Source organism: Corallococcus sp. CA041A (assembly GCF_003612075.1).
GTDB classification, from domain to species: Bacteria; Myxococcota; Myxococcia; order Myxococcales; family Myxococcaceae; genus Corallococcus; species Corallococcus exiguus.
The window spans coordinates 15,300-38,683 of sequence record NZ_RAWF01000064.1; the positions used below are offsets into that span (position 1 = coordinate 15,300).

At 69.3% G+C, this 23,384-nt stretch carries 22 protein-coding genes; 6 read left to right on the forward strand and 16 right to left on the reverse strand.

What is annotated here, in order from left to right:
- The first annotated feature begins 75 nt into the window (after nucleotides 1–75).
- On the forward strand, nucleotides 76–942 hold the full coding sequence (locus tag D7V77_RS13925; protein ID WP_233596977.1) for a DUF3142 domain-containing protein: 867 nt from the start codon (nucleotides 76–78) through the stop codon (nucleotides 940–942).
- Nucleotides 939–3,185, forward strand: a complete 2,247-nt coding sequence (locus D7V77_RS13930; RefSeq protein ID WP_120576768.1) for a hypothetical protein — start codon at nucleotides 939–941, stop codon at nucleotides 3,183–3,185. The genes D7V77_RS13925 and D7V77_RS13930 overlap by 4 nt, the downstream gene beginning before the upstream one ends.
- Before the next feature lie 13 nt (nucleotides 3,186–3,198).
- Here the strand turns inward: D7V77_RS13930 and D7V77_RS13935 are convergent, their stop codons facing one another.
- Together D7V77_RS13935 and D7V77_RS13940 are read right to left on the reverse strand one after the other, a co-directional pair.
- Nucleotides 3,199–4,446 (reverse strand): hypothetical protein, encoded by a 1,248-nt coding sequence (locus D7V77_RS13935; protein WP_120576769.1) that lies wholly within the window; start codon nucleotides 4,444–4,446, stop codon nucleotides 3,199–3,201.
- A gap of 25 nt (nucleotides 4,447–4,471) precedes the next feature.
- Nucleotides 4,472–4,849, reverse strand: coding sequence for a hypothetical protein (locus D7V77_RS13940; protein WP_120576770.1), 378 nt, complete (start codon nucleotides 4,847–4,849; stop codon nucleotides 4,472–4,474).
- Nucleotides 4,850–4,927: 78 nt separating this feature from the next.
- Here D7V77_RS13940 and D7V77_RS13945 point away from each other — a divergent pair, with 78 nt between their 5' ends.
- The 4 genes from D7V77_RS13945 (at nucleotide 4,928) to D7V77_RS13960 (ending at nucleotide 8,911) form a co-directional block, all read left to right on the forward strand.
- Nucleotides 4,928–5,515, forward strand: coding sequence for an aldo/keto reductase (locus D7V77_RS13945; protein ID WP_233596978.1), 588 nt, complete (start codon nucleotides 4,928–4,930; stop codon nucleotides 5,513–5,515).
- A 57-nt stretch (nucleotides 5,516–5,572) separates the two neighbouring features.
- Entirely contained in the window at nucleotides 5,573–5,920 is a 348-nt protein-coding gene (locus D7V77_RS13950; protein ID WP_120576771.1) for a hypothetical protein, read from the forward strand.
- A gap of 18 nt (nucleotides 5,921–5,938) precedes the next feature.
- Nucleotides 5,939–6,208 (forward strand): hypothetical protein, encoded by a 270-nt coding sequence (locus D7V77_RS13955; protein WP_120576772.1) that lies wholly within the window; start codon nucleotides 5,939–5,941, stop codon nucleotides 6,206–6,208.
- Between the two features lie 87 nt (nucleotides 6,209–6,295).
- Nucleotides 6,296–8,911, forward strand: a complete 2,616-nt coding sequence (locus D7V77_RS13960) for a carboxypeptidase regulatory-like domain-containing protein (RefSeq protein WP_158624399.1) — start codon at nucleotides 6,296–6,298, stop codon at nucleotides 8,909–8,911.
- Between the two features lie 6 nt (nucleotides 8,912–8,917).
- Here D7V77_RS13960 and D7V77_RS13965 read toward each other — a convergent pair whose 3' ends face one another.
- The 14 genes from D7V77_RS13965 to D7V77_RS14030 all read right to left on the reverse strand — a co-directional run.
- Nucleotides 8,918–9,616 carry a S8/S53 family peptidase gene (locus tag D7V77_RS13965; RefSeq protein ID WP_120576774.1) on the reverse strand — a complete coding sequence of 233 codons (699 nt, stop codon included), beginning with the start codon at nucleotides 9,614–9,616 and terminating at the stop codon, nucleotides 8,918–8,920.
- Nucleotides 9,613–9,903, reverse strand: coding sequence for a hypothetical protein (locus tag D7V77_RS13970; protein ID WP_120576775.1), 291 nt, complete (start codon nucleotides 9,901–9,903; stop codon nucleotides 9,613–9,615). The genes D7V77_RS13965 and D7V77_RS13970 overlap by 4 nt, the downstream gene beginning before the upstream one ends.
- Nucleotides 9,904–9,929: 26 nt before the next feature.
- On the reverse strand, nucleotides 9,930–11,714 hold the full coding sequence (locus D7V77_RS13975; RefSeq protein WP_158624400.1) for a peptidase domain-containing ABC transporter: 1,785 nt from the start codon (nucleotides 11,712–11,714) through the stop codon (nucleotides 9,930–9,932).
- A gap of 17 nt (nucleotides 11,715–11,731) precedes the next feature.
- Nucleotides 11,732–14,716 carry a DUF1611 domain-containing protein gene (locus D7V77_RS13980; RefSeq protein ID WP_120576777.1) on the reverse strand — a complete coding sequence of 995 codons (2,985 nt, stop codon included), beginning with the start codon at nucleotides 14,714–14,716 and terminating at the stop codon, nucleotides 11,732–11,734.
- 51 nt (nucleotides 14,717–14,767) lie between these two features.
- Nucleotides 14,768–14,986 (reverse strand): hypothetical protein, encoded by a 219-nt coding sequence (locus tag D7V77_RS13985; RefSeq protein ID WP_014394285.1) that lies wholly within the window; start codon nucleotides 14,984–14,986, stop codon nucleotides 14,768–14,770.
- 55 nt (nucleotides 14,987–15,041) lie between these two features.
- Complete coding sequence (locus D7V77_RS13990) at nucleotides 15,042–15,263, reverse strand: hypothetical protein (RefSeq protein WP_120576778.1); 222 nt, start codon at nucleotides 15,261–15,263, stop codon at nucleotides 15,042–15,044.
- Nucleotides 15,264–15,307: 44 nt separating this feature from the next.
- On the reverse strand, nucleotides 15,308–15,529 hold the full coding sequence (locus D7V77_RS13995) for a hypothetical protein (protein WP_120566677.1): 222 nt from the start codon (nucleotides 15,527–15,529) through the stop codon (nucleotides 15,308–15,310).
- Between the two features lie 102 nt (nucleotides 15,530–15,631).
- Nucleotides 15,632–16,189 (reverse strand): hypothetical protein, encoded by a 558-nt coding sequence (locus D7V77_RS14000; protein WP_147452064.1) that lies wholly within the window; start codon nucleotides 16,187–16,189, stop codon nucleotides 15,632–15,634.
- Entirely contained in the window at nucleotides 16,186–17,100 is a 915-nt protein-coding gene (locus D7V77_RS14005) for a class I SAM-dependent methyltransferase (RefSeq protein WP_120576780.1), read from the reverse strand. Before D7V77_RS14005 ends, D7V77_RS14000 begins: the two co-directional genes overlap by 4 nt.
- 67 nt (nucleotides 17,101–17,167) lie before the next feature.
- Nucleotides 17,168–18,673 carry a hypothetical protein gene (locus D7V77_RS14010; protein WP_120576781.1) on the reverse strand — a complete coding sequence of 502 codons (1,506 nt, stop codon included), beginning with the start codon at nucleotides 18,671–18,673 and terminating at the stop codon, nucleotides 17,168–17,170.
- Between the two features lie 212 nt (nucleotides 18,674–18,885).
- The gene (locus D7V77_RS14015) at nucleotides 18,886–20,385 is read right to left on the reverse strand and encodes a hypothetical protein (RefSeq protein WP_120576782.1); all 1,500 of its coding nucleotides are present in this window, start codon (nucleotides 20,383–20,385) and stop codon (nucleotides 18,886–18,888) included.
- Nucleotides 20,386–20,514: 129 nt separating this feature from the next.
- Entirely contained in the window at nucleotides 20,515–21,288 is a 774-nt protein-coding gene (locus D7V77_RS14020; protein WP_120576783.1) for a hypothetical protein, read from the reverse strand.
- Nucleotides 21,289–21,339: 51 nt separating this feature from the next.
- Nucleotides 21,340–22,464, reverse strand: a complete 1,125-nt coding sequence (locus D7V77_RS14025; RefSeq protein ID WP_120576784.1) for an ABC transporter permease — start codon at nucleotides 22,462–22,464, stop codon at nucleotides 21,340–21,342.
- A gap of 2 nt (nucleotides 22,465–22,466) precedes the next feature.
- A partial coding sequence (locus D7V77_RS14030) for an ABC transporter permease (protein WP_147452065.1) occupies nucleotides 22,467–23,384 on the reverse strand: 918 nt, incomplete at its 5' end.

The following is a 23,384-nucleotide window of genomic DNA, read 5'->3' on the forward strand; positions in this document are numbered from 1 at the left end:
TGGGCGCGGCACCCGCTGCGTCGGAGTTCGCGCCACGACCGGGACGACCTGAGCCGTAGGCGCAAGCGCGCGTGGATGACCGGGTGGCGCGTGGGTTGCTATGTGTCGCAGTGCCGGCTGGGCAGGGTGCCCGGCCGTGGCTTCCTGGCCGCGATGCTCCCCGAACAGTCTCATTCGCACGCGGCACAAGGCCCACGGCGCGGCCTGCGGGCCACTGCTGTCCTCACGCTGCTGTGCCTGCCGCTGTTCGTGGCCATGCCGCCGGCGGTGTCTCCGCCGCCCCGGCTCGTCCTCTGGGCGTGGGAGCGGCCGGAGGACCTGCGCTTCCTGGAAGGCCGCACGGTGGATGTCGCCTTCCTGCTCGCGACGATTGATCTCACCGACGAGGATGAGCACCTGGTGCCTCGCAGGCAGCCGCTCCGGGTTCCTCTGGGTGTCTCGTTGAAGGCCACCGTGCGGTTGCAGATGCTTCCGGGAAGCTCGCTCGCGCGCTTCGGTCCGGAGCGCTTGGAGTCGCTGGCCGGGAGCCTGGATGCGCTCGCGCGACGCCGCCCTGACGTGACGGCGTTGCAACTCGACTTCGATGCCCGCGCTTCGGAATACGACGCCTACGTCGACATGCTCCAGCGGCTGCGCGCGCGCCTGCCTCCGGGGATGCCGCTGTCCATCACGGGGCTCGCGTCGTGGTGTGTGTCCGGCAGCTGGATTGCCCGCGCGCCCGTGGATGAAGTGGTGCCGCAGCTCTTTCGCATGGGGCCGGACGCGCCGGTCTGGCGTGCTCGGTTCGCGCGCGGCCTGCCCCGTCCGTGCTCGGGCAGCATGGGCCTGGCCATGGACGAGTGGCAGCCCGTGCCTCCCGGCGTTTCGACCCTCTATCTCTTCAACCCCCGGCCGTGGACGCCCGATGCGTTCGCTCGCGCCGTGGCGGAGACCCGACCATGAAGAACGCAAGAACAGTCCTGGGGCTCGTGGGCCTCGCGGTCCTGCTGCCTCCCGTCATCGCCGATGCCTGCGGACCCGACTTCGGGCCCGCGCCCCGCTTCTCCGTCGTGGACAATCCCGACCGGCCCTTCAGCAACTACGCCGCCGGACGCCTGGGCATCCTCCGCCGCACCTTCGACCCGCCGTACCTCGCCTTCGCCTTTCGCTCGATGATGGGCATCCCCACCACGGCGGATGAGCAGAAGCACCTGGTGGTGGGTTGGACGGACGCGGAGGGCCGCTATGGGCCCGACCCGAGCTGGGCCCGTGATCAATGGACCGCCGTCCGGCAGGAGGTCGTGCCCGCCAAGGACCTGCCGCAGGTGGACGCCAACCAGTTGGTGTACACCTCCAACGACGCCTATATCCACGGTGATGCCTTCCTGCACGCCGCGGTCACGGCCCGCGCGCTCGCGAAGGAATGGAAGCAGCGTCCGGCCCTGCTGAAGGAGTGGGTGGGCAACCAGGACAACGTCTTCAGCAAGGGTTGCACCCTGGCCGACCCGGCGCCGGGCATCGAGGAGTCGCTGACGCCCCGGGAGAAGACGCGCAGACAGGCCGAGCGCGACTACCAGGCCGCGGCCATGCACCTGTACTGCGGGAAGTTCGACGCGGCGGCGGAGGCCCTCCAGAACATCGCCAGCACCGCGGACTCGCCCTACCGGGTCCTCGCCGCGTACCTCGTGGCCCGCACCCGCGTTCGCGAGGCGCTGTTCCTACAGCCGGACGACTACTACGAGGTGCGCAAGGTGGACGAGGCATCGCTCGCGCGCTTCACCAAGGCGGAGGAGGCCATCCAGAAGGTGCTCGCGGATCCGAAGCTGCGCGAGGTGCACGGGCCCGCGCGGCGCCTGCTGTCCCTCGTGCGGTTGCGCCTGTCGCCGGCCACCTGGCGGTGCGAGCTGTTCTCGCGGGTGCTGGAGAAGGGGACGGGCTCTGGACTGGAGTCGGAGCTGGCCGGCCTTTCTCTAGGGGCCGACGCGGAGGGCAACGCCGTCACCTGCCCAGGGCTGAAGCCTCGCGCGGCGGAGCTCTTCGAGTGGCTCCGGTTCATGTCCACCCCCATCACCGAGGAGCCCGGTGCTCCGGAGGCGCCGTGGCCCGCGAAGGCTTACGGCACCGCCGTGGCCCGTTGGAAGAAGTCCGGGAATCAGCCCTGGCTCGTGCTCGCGCTGCTGTCGGCCCGCGCGGACTCGCCGGAGGTGTCCACGCTGCTCGCGGACGCGGGGAAGGTGCCGGTGGAGTCTCCCGCGGGCATGACGCTCGCGTGGCGCTCCGTGCAGCTGCTGCGGGAGCGGGGACAGCTGGCGGAGGCCCGGGCGCGGTTGGACGCCATTCCCCCGGAGCAGGTGCGCGACCAGCTCTCCACGGACAACGCCTTGCGAGAGGAGCGGCTGCACCTGGCGAACGGCTGGGACGAGGCCCTGCGCAACGCGGCCCAGTTCCTGGTGGAGGAGTCCGTCCTGGCCCCCCAGCAGGACGGCAGCGCACCCATGGGACTCAGCGCCGCGCGGGCCACCTTCCTGGAGTCCCACGTCCCCACGCGCCGGTTGCGCGAGTGGGCCGCGCTTCCGTCGTTGACCCCCGAGCTGCGCCGGCAGCTGTCGTGGGCCGTGTTCGCCCGCGCCGCGGTGGTGGGGGATGACGCCATGCTCAAGGCCCAGGCGACCACGCTCGCTGAGACGGAGCCCAAGGCCCGCGCGGAGCTGCTGGCCATCGTGGCGCGGCCCACGGCGGAGGAGCGCCAGTTCGACGCGCGGCTGTTGATCATGGGACTGCCGGTCGTCTCCGCGAGGTTGGAGCCCGCCAGGGACCGGCTGGCCAACGCCTCCCCGAAGCTGGACCTCACCGAGGACCTGAGCTGGTACCGCAACGGCTGGTGCGTGCCGGGGCCGAAGAACCTGGAGGATCCGCTGAAGACGCCGCTCCCGTTCGCGAGCCAAGAGGAGCGGGCGGACGCCGCCGCGGAGTGGAAGGCCCTCAACGAGGCGGGCTCCTCCGTGGCCTTCTTCTCCGGCGTGGCGCTGGATTGGGCGAAGGCGCACCCGGAGGATCCGCGCTCGCCCATCGCGCTGTTCCGCGCGGTCCGCTCCAGCAAGCGGGGCTGCGGCCAGAACACCCCGGAGGCGAAGAAGGCCTTCGCGTACCTCCACAAGCAATACGGCAAGACGGAGTGGGCGCGCAAAACGCCCTACGTGTACTGACGCGAACGGAGCCCTACTGCTTGGGCTTCACGATGCGGAAGATCTTCCGGCGGAAGATCTTGTCCCGCGCCTCGTCGGTCAGGCGCGTGGACTTCACCTGCAGGTAGATGGACGGATGGTCCGAGTAGTACTTGCCCTCGGACTTCAGGTGCCGGGAGCCGCTGGCGCCCATCAGGCCGAACATGCCGGGACCGGACAGCTCCAGGTGCTCCGTGTCCGCCTGGTAGTAGCCCATGTAGTGGGCGTTGCCGGCGGAGTTCGAATACTGCTGCTGGAAGAGCGGGATGGCCTCGCTGCTCTTGTGGGCCAGCATGTACGTGGGCTGCGTCTCCGGCCGGCCGTCGAAGAAGACGCCCCGGCTGCCCTGGGCCGTCTCCTGGAGGTCCATGTTGAAGTCCCCCACCATCACCTGGATGCCCTCGGTCTTGCAGAGGGCCTGCAAGGCATTGCGCTCCACCTGCCGCTCGTGCGGGTTGGAGCCCGTCAGCGACGCGCGCAGGTGCACCCCGGCCACCGTCACCGAATAGCCATACCGGTTCCCGAGCGTCACCTTGAGGATGTACTCGTCCTTGGACTTCAGCTTCGTCTGGATGGACGCCGTCTTCCGCGTGAGCGTGGTGGCCTCCAGGTAGAAGCCGTCTTCCTTCACGTTGTCCAACTGCCCGTCGATGTCCTCGCGCAGGTAGAGGGAAATCTCGTTGACGTGCTTGATGCCCTTCACCGTCGCGTCGTCGATGAGGTGCTTGCGCACGTAGGACATGCCCAGGCCCGGGACGTCGATGCGGTCCGGGAAGGGCGAGCCCGTGGGGTTCTCCGACAGGAAGATGAAGACGGGGTAGTGCTTGTAGCCGCGCAGGTTCCGCTCGATGCGGCTCTTGCGCCGGTCGCTCCACTGGGACGTGTCCGCCGCCTGGGGGCCGTTGCTCGCCAACCATGACTGGAGGTTGTCGTCATAGTCGGCGTCGCGGACGTGCATGTTGCGGATGAGGTCGCACTCCTGCTCCACGATGTCAGCGAGCTTCGCTGCGATGTCCGGCCCCTGCAGGAACGCGCTGGAGGCCATGCTGGGGACGAGCGGGTTCGCGAGGTTCGCCCCGTCCACCCGCGCCCCCGTGTCATCCAGCGTCGCGCTCAGCCCCTTCACGCCCTTGGCGGTGTTGGCCTTGTAGAACTTCTTCGCCGCGTCGAAGGGGATGAACAGGATGGAGATGCGGGGGAGGGTCGCGGTGTCGATGCCCTCGTCGAATTCGCGCTTCGGCATGGAGTCCCCCGGCAGTGCGAGAGGGCTACTTCCAGGAGCAGCCCTTGATCTTCTTGCAGAACGCTTCGTTGGTGGCCTTCTCGCACGCGATGGCCACGCCGCCGCACATATTGGACCCGAACATGTAGGCACATCCAGGCTGGCTGCTGCAGTACATCTGGGAGAAGACGCCACAGAAGTTCGCCTTGCCCGTGCAGCGGCCGGCGCCCTCGGACGCGGTGGTGTCCTTCTCCGGCGTGGCGGCCGTGCCCGCGTCCTTGTCTTCGACTCCGGCGTCCGCCTTCGCGGAAGTGGAGGGCTTGGGCTTCTTCGCCGTGTTCGCCGCGTGGGCGGGAGCGCCCAGCAGGGCCGCCGCCATCGTGAGCGCCATGAAGAGACCGACACGCTGTCCGTGCTGCGCCATGTTCCTGTCCTTTCGGTGTGGGACCCGCCCGACTTCCGCCATAACAGTCCACGAGAAGGGGACTCAGCGACGCGCAGCATGCCCGCCTGCCCGAGCGGGAGTCGAGCGGCCAGGCTCATTTCAGCGGCGGGGGAGCAGCTCCCGCGCCAGCTCATCGAGCGCGAGCACATCCCCGCGGCGCTGGCGCTGGGCGCGTCCATCACGCCCTGGAGCCCGCTGGCGTCGGGACTCCTGTCCGGCAAGTACACCCGCGAGGGCACACATGCGAAGGGCGAGGGACGGCTGCCATCCATCCAGGGCGGGGGCAACCCGGGCTTCGAGAAGCTCTTCACCGAGCGCAACTGGGCCATCGTGGACGTGCTGCGCGAGGTGGCGACGGAGCTGGACCGCTCGCCCGCGCAGGTGGCGCTCGCGTGGGTGACGCGCCGGCCCGGCGTGGCGTCCACCATCATCGGCGCGACGCGGATGGAGCAGCTGGAGGCGAACCTGCGTGCGCTCGACGTGCGGATCCCCGACGCGCTCGCCGCGAAGCTGGAGGCCGTCAGCCGCCCGGAGCTCGTCCACCCGTACCACTTCTTCGAGGACGCCTTCTTCGCCGGAGGCATGTTCACGGGCGGCACGACGGTCCGCTCCGAGCCCACGTGGTTCCGGCCGGTGGCCCGGTAGGGATTCCCGCTACGGCGGGGCCCTGCGGTAGGCTCGCTGCACGGGGAGGTGCGGTCCGTGGAACGCGTCCAGGGTGGGGTCGGCCGCTCCGGTCATGAGGTCCGGAGCGAGCTTGAGCGCGCGCAGGTGGAGCTGGCGGCCGCGCGGCGCAAGGTGCAGGAGTTGGAGCAGACCCTGGAGGCGCGCTCCCGAGAGGCCCGCAAGTGGCAGGCGCGGGCCGTGAAGGAGCCCCGGCCGGCTTCGGAGTATCGAATCGTCGCGTTCGTGGTGGGGGTAGTGCTGGGAGGGGTGTTGCTCCAGTGGGCCGTCGTCTGGGGAGGCGGCAGGATGCCTCCGGAGGCCTCCAGTCCCACGTACAAGCCAGCGTGGGACAGCGGACCTCCGCCCACCTTCCCGGTTCCGTAGCCCCAAGGAGCTTCGCCCATGGAACGCATGGAGAATCCCAGCACTGAAGCCGACGCCGAGCTCACGCGGGTCCGTGCCGAACTGGACGCCAGGCACGGAGACATCGCGCGGCTGGAGCAGCAGCTGGAAGCCGTGGCCGCCGACACCGAGCGCTGGAAGACGCAGACCATCGCGGGGCCCACCGCGCCCGTCAGCTCCTGGCTCATCCTGCTGCTGGTGGGACTGCTCGTGGGGGGCGCCGTGAGCGTGCTGTACATCTTCCTCGCGGGAGGCCGGCTCCACCCGTGACGGCTTCACCGTGCGGGGACGCGCGCGCCGCTTCGGGGGATACTGGTGGCCATGTGCCCCATGGAGGCGGGGGCGAGGACGGCGGGCATGCGCAGGTGGCTCATCGGTGGAGTGGCGGTCCTGGTCGCGTGCGGCCTCGTGCTGTTCTGGGCGCTGCGTTCTGGAGGACCGGACGCGCCGGAGGGCAACGCGGAAGCCGCACTGACGCGCAAGCGCCCCTCGAACCCTGTGCCCACGCCGGAGCGCTCCGCCCCCGTGGAGGGGCTCCCGGCGTCGCGGTCCCCGAGCGAAGCGGATGGCATCCTGGACGTGGAGGTGCTGTCCGATGGAAAGCCTTCACTCGGAACCACCGTGCGGCTCTACGCACGGGGGGCGCGGGCATCCACCTGGACGCTGATGGGCTCTGGGGTCACGGATCCGCAAGGCCACGTCCGGCTTGCCTCCGGGCCCGGGCGCTATCTCGTGGCGGTGCGCGCTCCGGGCCGGACCCCTCTGCTGCATGACGTGTCCCGCCCGCTCGGTGAGTCGCGCACGGCGCTGCGGATCTCCCTGGAGCCCGCGCAATCACTCACGGGCCGCACGGTGGTGCGCGGAACGAATGAACCGTTACCGCTCGTGGAGATCGTCCTCACGGCGCACGCCCATGACCTGGAGACCTGGCAGCGCCCGGATGCTCCCGACGACGAGCGCGTCTATGCCACGAGCGACGAGCGGGGGAACTTCCGCATCGACGGACTCACCCCGGCCACCTACAAGCTGGAGGCCCGCGCCCCCGGCTACGCGCGCCTGGTGCTGGGCCGTCTGCTCATCCCCACGGAAGGCCCGCTGACGCTGGCGCTCCGGCTGGCGAGCGTCATCGAGGGCTTCGTCGTGGACTCGAAGGGCCTGCCTGCCGCGGACGCCGAGGTGCGGGTCGGCGGCAGCGCCTCTCAGGTGGTGACGACGGGTGCGCAGGGCGGCTTCTCCGTGGAGGTGGAGCCCGGCTCCCATCTCCTGTCCGCGCGGCGCGGCGAGGAGTCCGGCGCGCTTGACCTGCCAGTGCTCTGCGCCGCGGGCAGCACCGTGCGCGACGTGCGCATCCAGCTGGGACCGGGCGCGGTGCTGGAGGGCCGCGTCGTCGAGGCGCTTTCGCGCAAGCCGGTGGAGGGAGCGCGCGTCGACGTCAGCCGCTCCGGCGGGGACGCGGACCCCGGCGTCGCCGTGTCGGACGCGGAGGGGCACTTCCTCGTGCGGGGGCTTGCCCCCGGCGGCTACGACGCGAAGGTCACGGCCTCGGGCTACTCACCCGCCATGCGCCGGGGCCTGACGGTCAGGCAGGGCGAACGCTTTCCCGTGGAACTTCAGCTCTCGGGCACCGGCGCGGTGGAGGGCCAGGTGCGAGACCGGAACGGAGCGCCGGTGGCCGCGGCCCGGATCTCCGGCGTCAACGGCTGGAGCCGGGGAATGGAGTTGAGCTCCATCGAGGCCCGCACGAACGCGGACGGCCACTATCGGCTCGAGGGAATCGCCACGGGCATCCTGTCCCTCTCCGCGAGCCAGGATGGGACGACGGCGGGCATCCGCCAGACCGTCTCCGTGGAGGAGAACCGCACGGCCCGGGCGGACTTCACCCTGGATGGCACGGGGACCCTCGAGGGCAGGGTGCGCGCGGCCCGTGGAGACCTCTCGGAGGGTCAGCTGGAGGTGACGGCCATGGCGGACAGGCAGCCGGGGGCCACGGGGATGACCCTCGGCAGTGCCGCCGTGGGCGCGGACGGGGTCTTCCGGATGACCCTTCCCGCCGGCGCCTACACGGCCACGCTCGCGGCGCGCGGTCGTTTCGTTCAGGGCAAGCAGGAGCAGGTGCGCGTGGAGGTGGGACGGACGGCCCAGGTCGAGTTCATCTGGGAGGAGCCGCCCGAGGAGCGCGCGTACCGGGGTGTCGTCCTGGAGCCGGATGGCTCGCCGTCGCCCCACGCCGTCATCACCCTCACGGCCGCGGAAGGAAAGGGCGTCCCCCTGTCGATGACACCCACGGATGTGGAGGGGCGCTTCACCGTTTCCTTCCGACCGGGGTTCACCCACCCGGACCGCGCGCTGTTGGTCGCGCGCAATGGAGGACGATCGAGCGAGCCCGTGCCCATCACCCTCGAAAAGGAGGTGGTGGTGCGGCTGAGGCCTTCGGCCTTCCTTCGCGGCCGCGTGGTGCGCAAGGGAGAGCCTGTTCGCGGCTTCACCCTCTCGCTCCGGCTCCAGAAGGGCTACTTGCCCAACGGCGAAGGCCCCTTCGAGTTCTCCGGCGACCGCTTCGAGTTACGCGACGTCCCGCCCGACCCCGTGAAGCTGACGGCGCGCACGGTGGATGGCTCCATCGGCGAGACCACGGCTTCGCCCTCCACGGGCGCGGTGCTCGAAGTGGACATTCCCCTGGAGGCCTCCGGCACCGTTCGGGGCCGGGTGGTGGACGCGGCCACGAAGACGCCCGTCTCTGGCGCGTTCGTCTTCATCGAGGGGGAGGAGCCCTTGATGGAGCACATCTCCAACGCGGAGGGCCGCTTCTCCCTCGGCGGGGTGCGCGCGGGCGAACGCGTCCTCCTCATCCTGGGCGGCCCTTCGCAGGGGCGTCTGCGCCGGCCGTTGAAGATGAAGGACGGTGACGTGCTGGACCTGGGCGACGTGGCCATGGAGGTGACGCCGCCCACCCAGGATGCATCCGCGCCGTGAGGTGCTTCAGCCGGGCTTGCGCCGCCAGCCCGGAGGCGGTCCCTCGCGCAGCACCTCGGCCACCGCCACCGCGCAGGCGAAGCTGGTCGTCATGGGCACCTGCATCCAGTGGCCGCCCATGTAGAGCTTCACCTCCCGCTCCTTCACGACGTGGTCCACCTTCACGTCCGCGCCCACGCGCTCCATGAGGGCGGGGTCGCCCACGGACACCACGGACTCCAGCTGCGCCGGCAGGGTAGGCATGCCGCCTGCGGAGGAGGCGATGATGGCGCCCCGTGCCGCCGCGCGGTTCGTGACCTCCCGCATGGACGCCTCCAGCGCGCGGTGGGTCGTGCCCAGGCTCAGGTTGAGCACGTCCACGCCCACCTCATCGAGCATCCACCCCATCGCCTCCACGAGGCACAGCGAGTGTCCGCGGATGTTCTGGTCGAGGACGCGAGCGACGTAGACCTCCACGTCCGGCCAGGGACGGACCTGGTCGTAGAGGATGCTCAGGACGGCCGTGCCGTGCCCATGCGTGTCCTCCAGGTCCAGCGTGCCCGTGCCGTCCCGCCACGCCTCCAGCTCCTCCCGTTCGTAGGCGCGCGCCTCCAGCACCTGCGCGTCCAGGTCGAGCGAGAAGGTGGCCGCTCCCGCGAGGTGCATCGCGTGCTCGCGCAGGAAGGCCACCTCCACGCCGCTGTCGATGATGCCCACCTTCTTCACGGCGAGGTGCCTCCCTGCCGCGAAGGGCTCCAGAGCTTCAGCTGCCGGAACACATAGGTGCCCAGCGACACGGACTCCGTGCGGGGCGGGACGGCGTCCGGAACGGACACGGTCAGGTGCACGAGCGAACCCGCGAGCACCATCCCCGCGCCGAGCACCAAAATGAGCAGCAACGTGAGCGTGCCAATGCGCCGCACGACGAAGAGGCCGGCGTGGTCCGGGTCCTCCAGGAGCGGCAGCCGCGAGGGCAGCGGCTGCGCGGTGGGGCGTGGGAGTTCGTTCGCCATGACCGGGACCCTTCCTTTCCGCCGCGTCAGGCGGCGTCCGCCTCGCCCATGCCCGCACGGAACAGCCGCTGATACGGCGCGCAGCGCGCGAGCAGCTCCGTGTGCGGCCCCTGTCCCACCAGCCGGCCTCCCGCGAGCATCCACACCTCGTCGGCCAGGGGCGCGTTGGCCAGCCGGTGCGTGATGAACACCACCGTCTGTCCGCGCTCCCGGGCCCGCGCGAGCAGCGCCCGCACGATGGCGGACTCCGTCTCCACGTCGAGCTGCGAGGTGGCTTCGTCCAACAACAGCACGGGCGCGTCGCGCAAGACCGCCCGGGCCAGCGCCAGCCGCTGCCGCTGTCCGCCGGAGAGGCTCGCGCCCGCCTCTGCCACCGGCGTGTCGAAGCCCTGCGGCAGCGCGGCGAGGACGGACTCCAGCGCGCATAGCCGCACGGCCTGCCGCAGGTCCTCCTCGCTCACGGCGGGGAGCCCCAGGGTGAGGTTGTCGCGCACGGTGCCGTGGTACAGCTCCACGTCCTGCCACACCACCGCGAGCTGCCGGCGCAGGTCGGACAGCTCCAGCGTCCGCGCGTCCTTCCCGTCGAACAGCACGCGCCCCCGACCTGGCTCCTCCAGCCGCGTCAGCATCCTCGCGAGCGTCGTCTTCCCGGAGCCGCTGGAGCCAACGATGGTCACCACCGCGCCAGGCCGGATGCGCGCGCTCACCTCGCGCAGCACGTCCTGCCCGGGCAGGTAGCCGAAGGACACGTCCTCCAGCTCCACCCCGCCAGAGAGCCGCTGGGTCAGCGGAGCCGGCGGCGTCAGCGAGCGGGCCGGGTCCTGCTCCGGCGCCTCGTGCAGGTACTCGAAGAAGCGGCGCAGGTGGACCCCTCGCTGCTGCAGGCCGGTGACGAAGCCGATGGCCTCGATGACCGGCCCGCGCAGGTACGCGGCATACGCCACGAAGGCCACGAAGCCGCCCAGCGTCAGCTTCCCCTGGATGATGAGCCGCCAGCCCAGCCAGGTGAACAGCGCCGTCTGCGCGGCCTCCACCGTGCGCTCGAACAGCCGCATCAGCCCCTCCACTCCGTGGGCCCGCAGGTGCGCCCGCAGCACGGACCGCATCAGCCCCGCCGCGCGCTGGTAGATGAACGGCTCCAGCGCCAGCACCTTCGTCGTGCGGCTCTGCCGCAGCGTCTCCACCTGGAGCGCCTGGAGGGCGCCGTGCACGCCCATCACCTCCTGCCAGGCCATCCCCATGGCGCGGCCGATGACGAGCGGCACCGCCACCACGAAGGGCAGCGTGGCCACGGCCGCCAGCGCCAGCTCCCAGTGCAGCGACGCCAGGGTGAAGGGGATGACGACCAGGAAGGTGAGCTGCGAGAAGACGAGCCGGATCAACCCCAGCACCAGGGCCATGCCCGCCTTCGCGTCGTCGAAGCGGCTGGTGAGCTCACCCACCTGACGCCGGGAGAAGAAGCGGTCCGGCAGGTGCTGCAGGTGGTTGAAGAGATAGAGCGTGGCGGAGCTCTCCAGCTTCACCGTGAGGTACGCGGAGTAGTAGCCGAACAGTGACTCCACGAGCGCCGCCGCCACCGACGCGGCGAGGATGCTCAGCACCAGCACGTGCAGAAGCCCCAGGTCCCGAGGGGACGACACGTGGTCGAACAACAGCCGCGTGAGGAAGGGCGGAATGAGCAAGAGCCCGGTGATGACCGGGCCCAGGAGCGCGCTCCTCAAGAGCGAGCCCCACGCGGGACGCAGGAGCCGCAGCAGCGCGGCGAGATAGCGCGCCGACTGCCGCAGCCCGGGGGCCCCTTCTTCCTGCATCGCGCCGCCCGCTTCCATCACAGGTGCGTGAGCACGCTCCGCGCCAGTGCGTCCACTTCCTCCGGAATGGCGTGGACGCGCAGGCCGGTGTGCTGCTCCATCTTCCGCCGCGCCTCCTCCAGCACCTCGTCCCGGACGCCCAGGAACCACGTCTCCGTCCAGCGGCTGCCCAAAAGCTTGCGCCCGCCCATCATCGCCAGGCCCACCACCGTGCAGGGCACGTTGTGCTCGCGGGCCAGCGACTCCAGATATTCGCGCGTCGCGATGACGTCTTCCGGCTTCGTATCCACCGCTACGGTCAGCACCACCAGGCGCGGCAGGAACGTCTCGTAGATGAGCGTGGAGGCGTTGGCCCGTTTGTCCATGCCCGCCGGCACGTAGAGCAGGCCGTTCTGCCCGCCGGTGATGACCAGGTCGCAGTCGTTCGCGAGCTCCTGCATGATCCGCCGCTCGAACGCCAGCCGCTGCGGGGGCTCCACACGCAGCACGCGCGAGTAGCCCGTGTCGGAGCCCAGCAGGATGCCCGTGGGCTCCGTGGCGTGGTGGCGCACGCGCACGTGCTTCGCCAGCGCCTCGCGCAGGTAGACCTGCGTGGTGAACTTGCCCTGCACCGTGTCCGTGCCGAAGACGCCCAGCAGGTTGCGCGGCCCGTAGTCCTCTGGGCCCGGCTTCGCGAGCGCGTCCTGCTCCGGCACGGCTACGCGGAAGAAGAGGTGGGGGTCCGGCTCCAGCCCGTCGAAGAGGTCGTAATAGAGGATGTCGTCGTACAGCGACACCACCGGCAGCCGCCTGCGCGTGGCCACCTCCAGCAGCGCGCGGACGTGCGGGACCTCCGTCTCGAAGTTGAGCGAGCAGGTGAAGACCACCGCGTCGAAGTCATGGCTCGCGATGGCCGCCGGGTCGTTCGCCACGGGCACGGAAAGCTCACCCGCCTGGATGTACGTGCCCGCGTCGCTGAGCGTCACCGTGTCGTCGAAGACGACGCACGCCGGGGCCGGGCTCCGGTCGCGGAAGCGCAAGAGCGCGTAGCCCTCTTTGTTGTATTTGAAGACGGCGGTCCGCTTGCCCGCGAGCACCTCCATCACCTGCGCGCGCGTGTACATGTGGCGGCTGCGCAGCGTGGGGTTCATCTTGAGGGGCAGCCGCTGGTCGCCCTCCCAGATCTCACCCAGCTTCTGGTACAGCACCTCCGGGTCGTACTTGGGATAGGTGCGGGTGTCCGGCGCGATGAGCAGCGGCACGCCGTAGTCCGGCATCTGGAAGACGTGCTCGCGCTCGGAGCCCTCCACGCGCAGCGCGTAGCGGCCCTGCGGGTGCAGCAGGAAGTACTGGAACGCGACGCGCAGGCCCGCGACCTCCAGCACCTCCGCGTCCAGCGTCAGCTCCCGGCGCGCTCCGGTGTTCACGCCCTCCAGAGACAGCCGGCGCAGCAGGAATGGCGGCTGCTCCTTCTCGTCGGCCTTGCTCACCTGGATGAGCACGCACTTGAAGGGGTCCACCGGGAAGGACGTGAGCAGCTCGGAGGAGAAGTCCTTCAGCCGCGACACGACGTCCGCGTAGCGCGCGAGGAACAGCGCCCTCGCCCGGTCCCGCTGCGTCGGGTCCGGAATCATGAAGAGCAGGTCGCTGCCGCTGAAGACCTCGAAGCGGCGCCACGTCTCGCGCGTCTCCGCGTCCACCGGCTCCGGCAGCTGCGCCTCCACCAGCTTGATGAGCGCGTACATCCACGCGTTGCCAGGCGTCAGCCAGTGCTCGCTGTAGAAGTCGCGCCCCCACGTCGAATAGTAGAGCCGGGGCAGCGACGGCGGCGTGGGCGGCGGCGTGGCGGCCTGGATTTCGACGGGCGCGGCGGGCTGCATGACGCCCTCCAGCCACTCGATGCCTTCGTGCCACCAGTGGCCGAACAGCTCCGTGTCGAACGCGAGCACGAACGTCTGCCCGTCCTGGACGAGCGAGCGGCGCGAGTCCAACAGCTCCCAGAACTCGCGCACGTGCTGCTTCACCTGGGTGCGGGCCGCGTCCACGTCGTAGAGCGCCTTCTGGCCCAGGTCGACCTTCTGCCCCGTCACCGCCTGGTACTTGAGGCCCGTCCACATGTGCCCCCGCTTGTTCGCGGGCACGGGCACGCCCATCTCCTCGAAGTATTCAGGCCGCACGTCGAAGCCCACGTCCCGGAAGAACTCGCGGTACACCGGGTGCGCGGGGAACGTGGACTCGGGCGACTTCCACAGGTACAGCCCGATGCGGTAGTCGTGGACCATCACCTCCAGGTCCTCGTGGCGGAACACGCCGCTGGGGTCCTGGGCCTGGGACGCGCCAATGCCCGTCAGGCTGAGCGCGGTGCGGCGGATGCCATGGCGCGTGAGCACGCGCTCCAGCCCCGGCTGGAAGGCGCACTCGGGCAGCCAGAGGCCGTCCGGCTCGCGGCCGAAGAGGTCCTGGAAGGACTCCACGCCCCGCGCCACCAGCCGGTCCGCGACGGCGGGCTGGAAGAAGGGCAGGAAGTTGTGCTGCGGCGTGGACGTCCACAGCTGCACGTTGGACGCCCGTGAGCGTCCCAGCGAGGCGAACACGTCCCGCAGGCTGTGCTGGCGCAGGAACGCGAGGCTGTCCTCCACGCGGCGCAGGTACATGCCCGCGGTGCGGTGGACCCGTGCGAGCGATTCGTCCGACAGGGATTGGGGGAACTTCTCGTAGCGGTTGTAGAGCTCCAACCGCGACGTGCGCTCCAGCTCGCGCGTGGCGATGCGCTTCAGCAGCTGGAGGTAGCCGGTGTAGCGCTCCTCGCAGGCGACGAGCTGCTCGAAGAGGCACGGGGTGAAGGACATCACCAGCGTGCCGGCGAAGCGCTGGGCGTCCCAGCGCTCCAACATCCGGAACAGCGGGATGTACGTCTCCGTCAGCGCTTCGAAGAGCCAGTTCTCCGGCTCATCGAAGAGGGACCCTTCGCCCAACACCTGCGGCATGTGGGTGTTGAGGATCAGGGTAAGGCGCGTGTTCATGAGGGGACCGCGAGACGGGGGGAAGCGGGGAAGGCACAGCGGACCGCGAGGCTAGGCGCCGCCGCCGCAGTCCTCGGAGGGGGACGTCGCGCCGTCCTCGGAACACAGCCGGTGGGCCGAGTTGTAGAGGTCCTGCCAGACCGTTCCCGGTCCCGAGGCGACGAGCGTGTACGTGGTGCTGGAGAAGTTCGACGTGGCGAAGCCCTGGACGTCCGGGCCTCCGTTGACCTGCTCCAGCAGCTCCGAGACATCCTTGCGCGTGAATCGCATCGGGGACCTCCGTGTGGCGGGTTGGAACGGCGGAAGGGAAGGCGAGGGCCGCAGGCTAATAGCAGCCGAACGTGGAGCGGTCCTCGGCGGTGACGGTGCCGCCGTCCTCGCAGGTCCACTGGTAGGTCCAGTAGTTCTGCCAGACAGCGCCGCCGCCAAAGGAGGGAACCAGGTTCCAGGTGGAGCCGGCGAAGGTGGAGGTGCCGAAGCCCTGGACATCCGGGCTGCCCTGCACCTCGTTCAACAGGTCACTGACGTTCTTGCACGTGTAACGCATGGGAGTGCTCCGGGAGTGGCGTGGGGAGACGGCGAAGCGGGGCGCTAGTAGCAGCCCACCTGGGACCGGTCCTCGATGACGACCTGGCCACCGTCCTCGCACATCCGGTGATTCGGGTTGTAGATGTCCTGGTAGATGTAGCCGCCCGCCGACGGGGTGATGTTGTACGTGTAGCCGCCGACCGTGGACGTCCAGAAGCCCGTCACGTCGGGGTTGCCCTGCACGGTGTCGAGCAGCTCGGAGATGTTCTTGCGCGTGTACCGCATGGTGAGGACTCCAGGGGATGAGGGGAAGATCAGCGGAGCCCTGAATCCTAGAAAGGGACGGAGGAGCGGGCAAGGCAGGGCAGGGCAGGGCCCCCGGAAGTGTCAGGAAGCACGTGTGGCTTTGTGTTTCACGGTCTCACCGGACCCACCGACAGGAAGCCGGGGCCGCATGCCTGCGTTCAGCCAGGGTTCGAGCGCGAGCTGGACGCCGCACGCCGCGACCGTGACGAGCGCGGCGGTGAAGCCCGGCGCCTTCCACGCGCCGACGACGGCCGCCGTGGCGATGACCCAGGGGCGGATCAGCGTGAACGGCCCCAGGACCACCACGCTCGCGAGCGTCCGCACGTCGGCCTCCGCGGCGGCCCAGACACCCATGCCCATCAGCGTCAGGGTGGCGTACGGCAGGAGCACCCAGAGGATCGCCTGCGCGCAGACGAGCAGCTGGGGGAACAGACCCGGTGAGAACAGGCAGGCCCCGGCGATGCCGGCACCCACCAGCGCGGTCGTGAAGAGCCCCCGCCCCATCCCCCGGCGGATGGCGGCCCGGTAGTAGTCGGCCTTGAAGATGCGGGCATCGCGGCCCGCGGCCACCCGGAAGCCGCAGAACGAGGCGTCGGTGACGGCGAGCAGCGCGAGCAGCACCGGAAGGCCAGCGTTCATGAAGTGGGTCCCAGCCGTGCGCGCAGCGGGCCCAGGTGGCGCTGGAGCGGTTCCCACAGGTCCGCGCGCGTTCCCACCGTGGCGCTCATGGGCCGGAGCACGGCGCCGAGGAGGTTCCGGGCCCCGTCCAGGGACGCGCAGGTGAACCCCGTGGCAGCCCTGGCCGCCGACAGCAGGGTCTGCGTGGGATGGGCGCGCCGTGCGGAGACCACGCCATCGTGGCGCGCGAGCGGCTCCCGCATGCGGGCCTGGTGGAACATCCACGAGCCCCAGGGCGAGAGCACCGAGTGCTGGATGTCGTAGTGCACGAAGGCGTGCCCCTGCCGCTGGCCGGCGAAGAACGCGCTCAGGTCGTTCCCGCGAAAGTGATGCAGGACGCCCGTGGAGATGAAGATGTGTCCGGGCTGCTCCAACTGGAACGCGTTCGCGACCCGGAGCTCGCATGAGAGGGATTCCTCTTCCGCGAGCCGCCGGGCGTTCTCAATCAGCGTCACATTCATGTCACAGCCGATGATTTCGACGTCGCGTCCCAGCCGCCCATGCGCCGCGAGCGAGCGGACTGCGTAGCCAAGCCCGCAGCCGACATCGACGATGCGCAGCGGAGGCTTCACGCCGGAGTCGCGCAGCGCCTGCAACAGGGGCAGCAGTACGCAGCGGATGCGGTCCGCCTGAAGGAACTCCTCGCTCAGCCGCTGCAGCTCGATGTGGGCGCGCAGGAGGGCCAGGCTGCAGGCCTCGAAGTCGAGCGTGTCGTTGGACGAGGGAAGCCGCTGCACGAACCGCGCGGCGGACCGCTGCCCGTTCGCCATGAGCCGGGCCACGACGGCTTCGCGCGACACCGGCCTGGGCTGGAGCGTCGCGACGTCGTAGTCGACGATGAGGTCGGAGATTTCGAGCAGGTCGGATGGCATTCCAGCGCGTGAGCGCCGGAGTGTACCTCAACGCCGGGGCGGCTCAGCGCCCCGGCGCCGTCCCTGCCTACTCCCCTGCGCCGGTCAGCCCTGGCGGGCAGCTGAAGGTGGCCGGCACGGCCCACAGCTGGCCCTCCTCGGCGTCATCAAGGGCGGTGAAGAAGATGCGATGGCCCACGCGGGTGAACGAGCCCGGAAAGTGGATGTCCGCCAGCCGGCCCTGCGTCGCCACGGAGCCCCGGGTGAAGTAGGGGAAGACGGGCCCGATGGGGTCTGGCGCGCCGCCGAACAGGACCTGACCCTTGCCGGTGGCGAACAGCGGGTAGCGGTACCCGTACTCCACATTGGGATTGTCGAAGAGCTGGCGGGTCCCCGCGGCCGTTCCATTCGTCGCCCACAGCGAGACGTCCCTGGATACGGGGGCGTCGCTTCCAATGCTCATGAAGAAGTAGATGTCGCTGCCGGAGACCACGGCTGTCCGCACGGCGGGATAAGCGTACTCGTCGGAACCGTAGGGGTTGGGCAGGGTGGTGATCCCCGTCTTGCCACCGCCGCTCAGGGAGAGCCGGTCGATGCGAAGCCGCTTCGTCACCGGATTGTCCACGGACGTCAGATAGACATACGCCCCCAGAGTCCCGAGCAGGCTCACCCGCCTGCCGAAGGCTTCCAGGCGAACGGTCCCCGCGGCGGTGCCATTCGTCTTCCACACCTCGAAGTCGGGGCCGTCCTCCAGGATGAACAACGGAGGCTCACCCGGGCGGCTCACGTCCGTGAGGTAGGTGGGCCCCGCGTCCAGCCGCTTGACGGAGGTGGTCCCGGCCCGCGTGCCGTCGGTGCGCCACAGCGTGGTGCCCGTGTCCTCGGAGATGAAGAAGAGCAACGCGTTGCCGACCTTCAATGTGTCGTTGCCCAGGTCCGGGGTGCTGGTGAAGCTCCGCACCCGCAGCGTGCCGGCAGCCGTTCCGTCGGACCGCCACAGCTCCGGCCCGGCCCTTCCTCCCGGCAGTGGCACCCAGCGGAAGAACACCAGGCGGCCATTGAGCTCCGTGGCGTTGGTCATCACGGAGCCTTCCGATCCGGGCGTGATGTCCTTGACCAGCTGGGTCCCACCCGCCGTCCCGTCACTGCTCCAGAGCTCCATGCCGGTGGTGTCGGTGCGGGTCTGGAAGAAGAGCGTGTTGCCCACCGCGACGAGGTTCTGGGGTTGATAGACGCCCGGCGGCCCCGGAAACGCCTTCAGCGGGACGGTTCCCGCCTCCGTGCCGTCGCTGCGCCACAGGAACGAACCGGTGTCGAAGGAGGAGGTGACGAAGTAGAGCGTCCCCTGGACGTTCGTGAGCTCCCCCATGAAGCCCGCGGAACCCGGGGGCGTGATGGCCGCCACCCGGGCCGCCACCCCAGGAGGGCACGCCTGGGCGGTCACCTCGCGGGAGTCGTCCTCCACCGTGGCCACGGGGAGGGCCTCCGCTGGCGAAGGCCCAGGCCCACCCGACAGCTCATCTCCCTGCAATCCCCCACAGCCCACCCCTGCCAGACACAACCACAGCAGGGTGCCCCAATTCCTTGCATGCATGTCCACACCTCCCGGTCCACGACGCGCGGAGGGTGGGTTGCGAGGCTTTGCGTTCCAAGAGGCATCCCAAGGAGGTAGGAGTGTCGCGAGACCGGGTCGCGAGCTGGCGGACCGCCGTCGAGGCGAAGCCGCTGTACGGGGCCGTCTAGCGAGTGATTGCCGGAGTGTACCTCAACGCCGGGGCTGCCCCTGCGCCCCGGCGTCGTCCCTGCCTACTCCCTCGGGCCGGTCAGCCCTGGCGGGCAGCTGAAGGTGGCCGGCACGGACCACAGCTGACCCTCGTCGGCGCCGTTGACGGCGGTGAAGAAGATGCGATTGCCCACGCGAGTGAACGAGTCCGGAGAGTGGATGTCCGCCAGCCGGCCCTGCGTCGCCACGGAGCCCCGGGTGAAGTAGGGGAAGGCGGGACTGCCCTGCTCCGGCGTGCCGCCGAACAGGACCTGGCCCGTGCCGGTGGCGAACACAGGAAAGCGGTCCTCGTAGTCCGGACCAGGGCTGTCGAAGAGCTTGCGGGTCCCCGCGGCTGTCCCATTCGTCGCCCACAGCGACACCTCCAATGGCCCAGGGTGGTCGGCTTCGATGGCCATGGTGAAGTAGATGTCGATGCCGGAGATCACCGCCGTCTGGAGTACGGGATACGCGAGTTCGCCGGGCGCGTACGGGTTGGGCAGGGTGATGACCTTCGTCTTGCCACCGCCGTTCAACGAGAGCCGATCAATGCGCAGCCGGGCCGGGTCTGAATTCTCCACGGACGTCAGATAGACATTCGCGCCCAGCGTCCCGAGCAGGTTCACCCGCTTTCCGAAGGCGTCCAGGCGAATGGTTCCCGCGGCGGTGCCATTCGTCTTCCACACCTCGAAGTTGGGGCCGTCCTCCAGGATGAACAACGGCTGCTCACCCGGGCGGCTCACGTCCGTGAGGTAGGTGGGCCCCGCGTCCAGCCGCTTGACGGAGGTGGTCCCGGCCAGCGTGCCATCGGTGCGCCACAGCGTGGTGCCCGTGTCCTCGGAGAACACGAAGAGCAACGCGTTGCCGACCTTCAAGGTGTCATTGCCCAGGTCCAGGGTGCTGGTGAAGCTCCGCACCCGCAGCGTGCCGGCGGCCGTTCCGTCGGACCGCCACAGCTCCGGCCTGGCCCCACCTCCCGGCAGCGGCACCCAGCGGAAGAACACCAGGCGGCCATTGAGCTCCGTGGCATTGGTCAGCCCGGAGCCTTCCGAGCCGGGAGTGATGTCCTTGACCAGCCGGGTCCCACCCGCCGTTCCGTCACTGATCCAGAGCTCCATGCCGGTGGTGTCGGTGCGGGTCTGGAAGAAGAGCTTGTTGCCCACCGCGACGAGGCTCTGGGGCTGATAGACGCCGGGGGGGCCCGGAAACGCCTTCAGCGGGACGGTTCCCATCTCCGTGCCGTCGCTGCGCCACAGGAACGAACCGGTGTCGAAGGCGGAGGTGACGAAGTAGAGCGTCCCCTGGACGTTCGTGAGCTCCCCCATGAAGCCCGCGAACCCCGGGGGCGTGATGGCCGCCACCCGGGCCGCCACCCCAGGGGGGCACGCCTGGGCGGTCACCTCGCGGGAGTCGTCCTCCACCGTGGCCACGGGGAGGGCTTCCGCTGACGAAGGCCCACCCGACAGCGCATCCTCCGGCACTCCCCCACAGCCCACCCCTGCCAGACCCAACCACAGCAGGGCACACCAATTCCTTGCATGCATTGCTTCTCCTTCCGGTTCACCGCGGACGGAGGGTGGGTTGCGAAGCTTTGCCTTCCAAGGGGCACCGGGAGGAGGTAGGAGTGTTTTGACGTTTTTACCTGTTTTGATTGTCCATGGCTGGGTTCTGACTCACGGCCGGCGGCGAGGCAGTCCGATGAGGTAGGTGATGCTCATTCCATTCACCCGATGAACGCCGTGGTGCCACTTGTACCCGTCGTTATCGAGCCCCTCCGTCAGCTCCTCGAGGTCTTCCGGTGTGTAGGTCCGCAGCGACGACACCACGCCATCCCAGAGGATGAGCAGGGGGATGATGGGCACCAGGTAGGTGAGGACCAGCCGCCACCACTGCCTGGGCCGGATGAGCAGGGTGAAGCCCCATACCAGGGGGATGATGAGCAGGATTTGGAAGAGGACGTACAGCAGCGAGCGCTGTGTGAGCTCGAAGGCCGCGATGGGAACGCCGCGCGTGGCGGCGTCCGCGAGGAGGGCTTTCGCCTGCTTCGGGCGGAAGTGGTGCAATCCCTCGAACAGGGTGCGCAACCCGGTGAGCTCCTCCGGGATGTGCATGACGTCGACCGGAGTGTCTTGGTACCGCACGCCCTCGGGCAGCTCCGGCACCGGGGTGGGGTGGAGGTCGGTGAGGACCACCTCCGCCTCACCGTGCACCCGGCGCAGCGCTGGGAGCAGGGTGCGCCAGGGTCCTCCCGTTCCCGAGCACAGGTCGATGATGCGGTTCGTGCCGGACATGCGCAGCAGATCCGCCAGCTGGGGGGCCACGGAGTCGTAGGGGCGCGTCTTGTCGAGCACGACGTGCAGGTAGTCGACCTCGCCACGGCGCAGCGGCGCGGGCAGCCACGACTGGTCGAGGAACTCGAAGAGGTGGAGTCGGGGGAGCAGTCTCATCGCCCGGAGGATAGGGCCTCCCCGGGCCCGTCTTCCATCTCTCCGATGGCCCTACTTGCTCACCGCGATGGACTTCCGGAACAGCGCCAGGCTGTAGACGAAGAAGCCCACGCCCACCGCGCTCACCATCAGGAACTGGCGCCAGACGGCCCACAGCCCTCCGCCGCGGTAGATGATGACCTGCGAGAAGCTGACGAAGTGCCGGGCAGGCAGGAGGTACGTGACGTATTGCAGCCACTTCGGCTGGCTCTCCACGGGCGTGCTCCCGCCGGAAAGCAGCATCAGCACCAGGACCACCAGGATGATGAGCAGCGCGAACTGCGCCATCGAGCGGGAGATGGTCCCCAGGAAGATTCCGAGCGCCGTGGCGAAGAACAGGTAGAGCACGACGCCGACGAACCACAGCACCACCGAGCCGGCGAACGGCACCTTCAGCGCCAGGTGCACGACCAGGAACAGCGAAGCCCCGGTCGCGACGAGAATCACCAGGCCGTTGGCCCAGACCTTCGCCATGGCGATCTCGAACGACGTCAGCGGCATCACCAGCAGGTGCTCCAGCGTTCCGTGCTCGCGCTCGCGGATGACCGCCGCGCCCGTGAGGACGACCGTCAGCAGGGTGATTTGATTGATGATGGCCACTACGCTCTTGAACCAGGACGACACCCCGTTGGGGTTGAAGAGCTTGCGGACGATGAGGTTGACGGGCTTCGGTCCCGTCTGCTCCGTGCGCTTGAGGAAGGACGAGATGCGGTCGTTGAGGATGTTCTTGATGTAGCCGGAGCCGATGCCCGCCTGCTGCATGGCGGTCGCGTCGATGTTCAGCTGGACGTCCGGATTGCGCCCCGCGCGCAGGTCGTGCTCGAAGCGCGGCGGAATCACCACGACGAACATGAACCGGCCCCGGTCCATGTCCGGCTGGATGGCATCCTCGGTGATGACCTCCGGCGACTTGAAGCGGGGCGGATAGAACGCGTTGAGCAGTTCCTTGGACAACGCGGACCCGTCCTCGTCGACGAAGGCAATCGACGCGTTGTTCACCTCGCTGGAGGTCCCCGTGGCCTGGACGTAGATGGCCAGGGTGAACGCATAGACGACGAACACGACCAGCACCGCGTCGCTGAGCAGGCTGCGGATTTCCTTGAGCCCGAGCCACAGGATGTTCAGCAGCGAGTTCACTGCTACTTCTCCTGCTTTCTCAGGCCGAGGACGCTGATGGCCAGAAGGAGGGGGACGCACACGGCCAGGAAGGCGACGTCCCTCATGATGAGGCCCGCGCCCAGTCCCTTGGTGAAGGCGCCCAGGCTGGCGTGCATGTAATAGGTGGCCGGCCAGATGGAGCCGACGACCTTGGCCCCACCCTGGAGCGTGGAGACCGGCTGCAACAGGCCGGAGAACTGGATGGTCGGCACGATGGTCAGGATGGCCGTGACGAAGACGGCCGCGACCTGGCTGCCGGTGAAGGTGGACGTCACCATCCCAATGCCTGTCGTCGCCATGACGTAGAACAGCGCGCAGACCACCAACGTCAGGAAGCTGCCCTTGATGGGGACGCCGAAGACGACCAGCGCCAGCGCGGTCAGGATGAAGAAGTTGGCCATGCCGATGACCACGTAGGGCAGCTGCTTTCCAAGCAGGTACTCCAGCCTCCCCGTGGGCGTGACATAGAAGTTGATGATGGACCCCAGCTCCTTCTCACGCACGATGCTGACCGTCATGAGGATGGCCGGGATGAGCAGCAGCAGCAGCGCCGGGACGCTCGGCACGATGGAGTAGATGCTCTTGAAGGTGGGGTTGTAGAGGTAGCGCTCTTCGATGTTGGCCGTGGATTCCTGCGCGCTGGCGGAGTGGAAGCCGCTCGCGGGATCCCGGAGCATCCGGTTGTGGACCCCCTGGACGTATTGCTCGACGGTGTCGCCACGGAAGGTCATGGCGCCGTCCACCTGCGCCAGCACCTCGGGGCCGGAGCCCCGGCGGAGGTTCAGACCAAAGCGGGGCGGAATCTCCAGCACCACCGAGACATCGTCTGACTGGAGCCGACGGAGCGCCGCGTCCGCGGACGGGGCGCTCCGTCGGCTCCAGTCAGACGATGTCTCGGT

Bases quoted from the DNA above. Each gene is read 5' to 3' on its own strand.
- D7V77_RS13930 (WP_120576768.1), top strand. From the start codon at position 939: ATGAAGAACGCAAGAACAGTCCTGGGGCTCGTGGGCCTCGCGGTCCTG.
- D7V77_RS13955 (WP_120576772.1), top strand. From the start codon at position 5,939: ATGGAACGCATGGAGAATCCCAGCACTGAAGCCGACGCCGAGCTCACG.
- D7V77_RS13985 (WP_014394285.1), bottom strand. From the start codon at position 14,986: ATGCGATTCACGCGCAAGGATGTCTCGGAGCTGCTGGAGCAGGTCAAC.
- D7V77_RS13925 (WP_233596977.1), top strand. From the start codon at position 76: ATGACCGGGTGGCGCGTGGGTTGCTATGTGTCGCAGTGCCGGCTGGGC.
- D7V77_RS14005 (WP_120576780.1), bottom strand. From the start codon at position 17,100: ATGCCATCCGACCTGCTCGAAATCTCCGACCTCATCGTCGACTACGAC.
- D7V77_RS13945 (WP_233596978.1), top strand. From the start codon at position 4,928: ATGCCCGCCTGCCCGAGCGGGAGTCGAGCGGCCAGGCTCATTTCAGCG.
- D7V77_RS13980 (WP_120576777.1), bottom strand. From the start codon at position 14,716: ATGAACACGCGCCTTACCCTGATCCTCAACACCCACATGCCGCAGGTG.
- D7V77_RS13970 (WP_120576775.1), bottom strand. From the start codon at position 9,903: ATGGCGAACGAACTCCCACGCCCCACCGCGCAGCCGCTGCCCTCGCGG.
- D7V77_RS13995 (WP_120566677.1), bottom strand. From the start codon at position 15,529: ATGCGGTACACGCGCAAGAACATCTCCGAGCTGCTCGACACCGTGCAG.
- D7V77_RS13960 (WP_158624399.1), top strand. From the start codon at position 6,296: ATGCGCAGGTGGCTCATCGGTGGAGTGGCGGTCCTGGTCGCGTGCGGC.
- D7V77_RS14020 (WP_120576783.1), bottom strand. From the start codon at position 21,288: ATGAGACTGCTCCCCCGACTCCACCTCTTCGAGTTCCTCGACCAGTCG.
- D7V77_RS13935 (WP_120576769.1), bottom strand. From the start codon at position 4,446: ATGCCGAAGCGCGAATTCGACGAGGGCATCGACACCGCGACCCTCCCC.
- D7V77_RS13975 (WP_158624400.1), bottom strand. From the start codon at position 11,714: ATGCAGGAAGAAGGGGCCCCCGGGCTGCGGCAGTCGGCGCGCTATCTC.
- D7V77_RS13940 (WP_120576770.1), bottom strand. From the start codon at position 4,849: ATGGCGCAGCACGGACAGCGTGTCGGTCTCTTCATGGCGCTCACGATG.
- D7V77_RS14015 (WP_120576782.1), bottom strand. From the start codon at position 20,385: ATGCATGCAAGGAATTGGTGTGCCCTGCTGTGGTTGGGTCTGGCAGGG.
- D7V77_RS13990 (WP_120576778.1), bottom strand. From the start codon at position 15,263: ATGCGTTACACGTGCAAGAACGTCAGTGACCTGTTGAACGAGGTGCAG.
- D7V77_RS14010 (WP_120576781.1), bottom strand. From the start codon at position 18,673: ATGCATGCAAGGAATTGGGGCACCCTGCTGTGGTTGTGTCTGGCAGGG.
- D7V77_RS14000 (WP_147452064.1), bottom strand. From the start codon at position 16,189: ATGAACGCTGGCCTTCCGGTGCTGCTCGCGCTGCTCGCCGTCACCGAC.